Origin of the sequence: uncultured Bacteroides sp. (genome assembly GCF_910578895.1) — a bacterium.
Taxonomy (GTDB): domain Bacteria; phylum Bacteroidota; class Bacteroidia; order Bacteroidales; family Bacteroidaceae; genus Bacteroides.
Genome location: NZ_CAJTSC010000101.1, coordinates 1 through 3,423, shown reverse-complemented (window position 1 = coordinate 3,423; position 3,423 = coordinate 1). Strand labels below are relative to the sequence as shown.

Annotated in this window: 1 protein-coding gene and 2 pseudogenes; all 3 read left to right on the top strand. The window is 44.6% G+C overall.

All coding sequences use genetic code 11. The annotated features are described in order from the left end of the window. Positions 1–631, top strand: a pseudogene (locus QZ327_RS14235) (YWFCY domain-containing protein); the annotation flags it as partial. A gap of 630 nt (positions 632–1,261) precedes the next feature. Further along, positions 1,262–2,926: a group II intron reverse transcriptase/maturase gene (gene ltrA, locus QZ327_RS14230; RefSeq protein ID WP_294620377.1), complete on the top strand. Its 1,665-nt coding sequence runs from the start codon at positions 1,262–1,264 to the stop codon at positions 2,924–2,926. A 116-nt stretch (positions 2,927–3,042) separates the two neighbouring features. Beyond that, a pseudogene (locus QZ327_RS14225) lies at positions 3,043–3,423 on the top strand (conjugal transfer protein TraG); the annotation flags it as partial.

Sequence of the window (3,423 nt, the reverse complement as noted above, 5' to 3'; positions counted from 1 at the left end):
GTACTGGTTCTGTTACTCCACCCTGAAAGAATGGGGAGTGACGTTTGAGGTGATAGACAAGATACTGTGGAACTTCCAGCGCACCACCGGGCTGTTCTCGTCCGTCCTTTGGACGAAACTTTTTGCGGTGGTGTTCCTCGCCCTGTCGTGCATCGGCACTAAGGGCGTGAAAGAGGAAAAGATAACGTGGACGAAGATACATTGCAGCCTTGCGGCTGGTGTCGTGTTGTTTTTCCTGAACTGGTGGTTGCTGGAACTGCCACTGCCACATACGGCAGATGCCGTGTTTTATATCGCTACGCTGTCGCTGGGCTATATCTGTATGCTCATGGCGGGTACATGGATGTCCCGGTTGTTGAAAAACAACCTCATGGATGATGTCTTTAATACCGAGAACGAAAGTTTCCAGCAGGAAACAAGGCTTATCGAGAACGAGTATTCGGTAAATCTGCCTACCCGGTTCTACTATAAGAAGAAGTGGAACAATGGCTATATTAACGTTGTAAACGTTTTTCGTGCGAGCATCGTGTTAGGAACGCCGGGCAGCGGGAAGTCATACGCAGTAGTAAATAATTACATAAAACAGCAAATCGAGAAAGGTTTTGCGCTCTACCTGTATGATTATAAGTTTGTGTGACGTGGAAAGTTACGCCAGTAGCTGTCTGTCAATCGTTCATCGATAGAGCAGACCTATTGTTTCACCAATAGTAGCCTACGAGCAGGTGCGCTTGTACAAGGGTATCAAGCTGCTCGGACAAGGTAGCCCTCCCGAAAGGGTAAGAATGAACCGTGAGGGAAATTCAAAGGTCGCAAGCATTATGCGGTTGGGGAGCTTGGCTCGGAAGGTATGGTCAACGTAAGTGAATTGCTAATAAACGTCGTTAAGTCGAACAAGCCTACTAATGCTATCAGGCTTGAACCAAAAGGTAAAATGGCTGGTTGTCCCTGTGAATTTTGGGGGCACGTGAACAATAGAGCCATCGGCGAAGAGGCAAGACCTAACCCATTCCCGGTACTGGTGTAAAACACGGTAAGCCCATATATCTCCCGTAAGGGTAGGAGAACCGCAAGGTAATCTGACGGATATGTGGGTAAAGGAGAACCGGAGAAAGCGAATGCCATCCCGTAATCGGGTGGATAGGGATTGAGCCGAAACCATGAATTGTTTTTGACAACATTATCCTACGTGAAAGCGGGCAGACTTCCGGTATGGTGACGTTTTACAAGATAACTTTTAGAACTTATGAAAGAAGAAAAGCAAATGTACGAAAACAAAAAATCGTGTGCGTCTTCTGACTGCAATGGTCGGACTTGGGAAAGCATAGACTGGAACAAGTGCGAGCAGGCAGTCAATAAGCTGCAAGCGCGTATTGTAAAAGCTCAGAAAGCAGGTAAGTTCGGCAAGGTAAAAGCCTTGCAATGGACACTTACCCACTCGTTTTATGCCAAAGCATTGGCGGTCAAGCGAGTTACTTCCAATAATGGAAAGAAGACTTCAGGGGTTGATAAAATTCTTTGGTCAACTCCGCAATCGAAGTTCAAAGCCATTGTGACACTAAGAAGAAGAGGCTACAAGCCCCAACCGTTAAAAAGAGTAAATATCAAGAAAAGTAACGGCAAACTTCGCCCGTTGGGAATACCGACAATGAAAGACAGAGCCATGCAAGCACTTTATCTGATGGCATTGGAACCAGTGTCTGAAACTACAGCAGACAACTATTCCTTTGGTTTCAGGAAAGACCGCAGCACGGCAGACGCTATGGCTCGATGCCATTCGCTTCTGTCCAAGAAAACATCCGCCCAATGGATATTGGAGGGAGATATTAAAGGTTGTTTCGACCATATAAGCCATGAATGGTTGATGAAGAATATCCCTATGGATAAATCCATATTACAAAAATGGCTAAAATGTGGGTACGTATATAACAGAGAACTTTTCCCGACAGAAGAAGGTACACCGCAAGGAGGTATCATATCACCGACACTTGCCAATATGACGCTTGACGGTTTACAGAACCTATTGGAAACCCATTTCCCGTGGGAACGGGTATCAGGAAAATCAGGATGGTACTGCCCGAAAGTCAGATTGGTGCGTTATGCAGACGACTTCATTATAACAGGTGATACTAAAGAAATATTGGAACATAGTGTAAAACCTTTGGTAGCTGATTTCCTCGCAGAAAGAGGACTGACACTGTCAGAAGAGAAAACTAAGATTACACATATAACGGATGGTTTCGATTTTCTTGGTTTCAATGTACGGAAATTTGGAGATGCCCTGCTGACACAACCCTCTAAAGATAGGACAAAACGAATGTTGAGCAAAGTCAAAGATGAAATCAAACGATTCCGTGGCGATGCTCAACATGAGCTGATTATGCGATTGAACCCGATACTTAACGGATGGGCAAACTATTACAAACATAGTGCAGCCTCAAATGTCTTTCGTAAGACTGATTATCAAATCTATAAGAAGTTATGGCGGTGGGCACTCCGCAGGCATGGTAACAAATGCAAAGGGTGGGTTAAGAACCGCTATTTCCATAGAATTGATGGTCGTGACTGGGTATTTGCAGTTAAAAAGAAGAACGAAAAGCATGAGGAATATTTTATTCCAATCACTATTCTGTTCAATACGAAGATTGAAAGATACCCCCAACTGAAATGTGATGTCAATCCTTTTGACCCTGAATGGAAGCAATACCTTGAAAAAAGGAGAACTGCCAAAATGAAAATGAGTTTGAAAGGTAAGAGGTCACTTATCTCAATGTGGGAAAGACAAAATCGAAACTGCGTGTTATGCGGACAGCCGATAACAGCAGAAACCTCATGGCACACCATGAGCCAGCAGAAGAATGGCAGAAACCACCTCTGTTTAGTTCATGATGGTTGTTATCAAAGTGTTACACATAAAAAGAAGAAGTAAATATGAGCGTATTTCTATTTGAAAAGGAATATTGTTTGCTTGAGCCGTGTGAGGGGAAACTTTCACGCACGGTTCTTAGGGGGGAAAGCACCCGTAAGGGTGCTGACCTACCCGACCCCGACCTTTCGGAAATCGCTTACAATCATTTACTTAACCACTTGGGCGGGTATAAGGTAAAGCCCAAATTCTACATTATCAATTTTGACGACCCACGCAAGAGCCACCGATGCAACCCGATAAACGCCAGCTTCATGTCGGACATTGCGGATGCTTATGAAGCCAGCTACACGATTATGCTTAACCTCAATCGAAGCTGGATAAGCAAGCAGGGCGACTTCTTCGTGGAAAGCCCGATTATTCTTTTGGCGGCTATAATTTGGTATCTCCGTATCTATCAAGGCGGTAAGTATTGCACGTTCCCCCATGCCATTGAACTGTTGAACAAGAAATACGCCGATGTGTTCACCATTTTGCGCAGCTACCCCGAACTGGAAAAC

Excerpts from the sequence above, each read along its gene's own strand:
- ltrA (WP_294620377.1), top strand. The coding sequence starts at position 1,262 with ATGTACGAAAACAAAAAATCGTGTGCGTCTTCTGACTGCAATGGTCGG.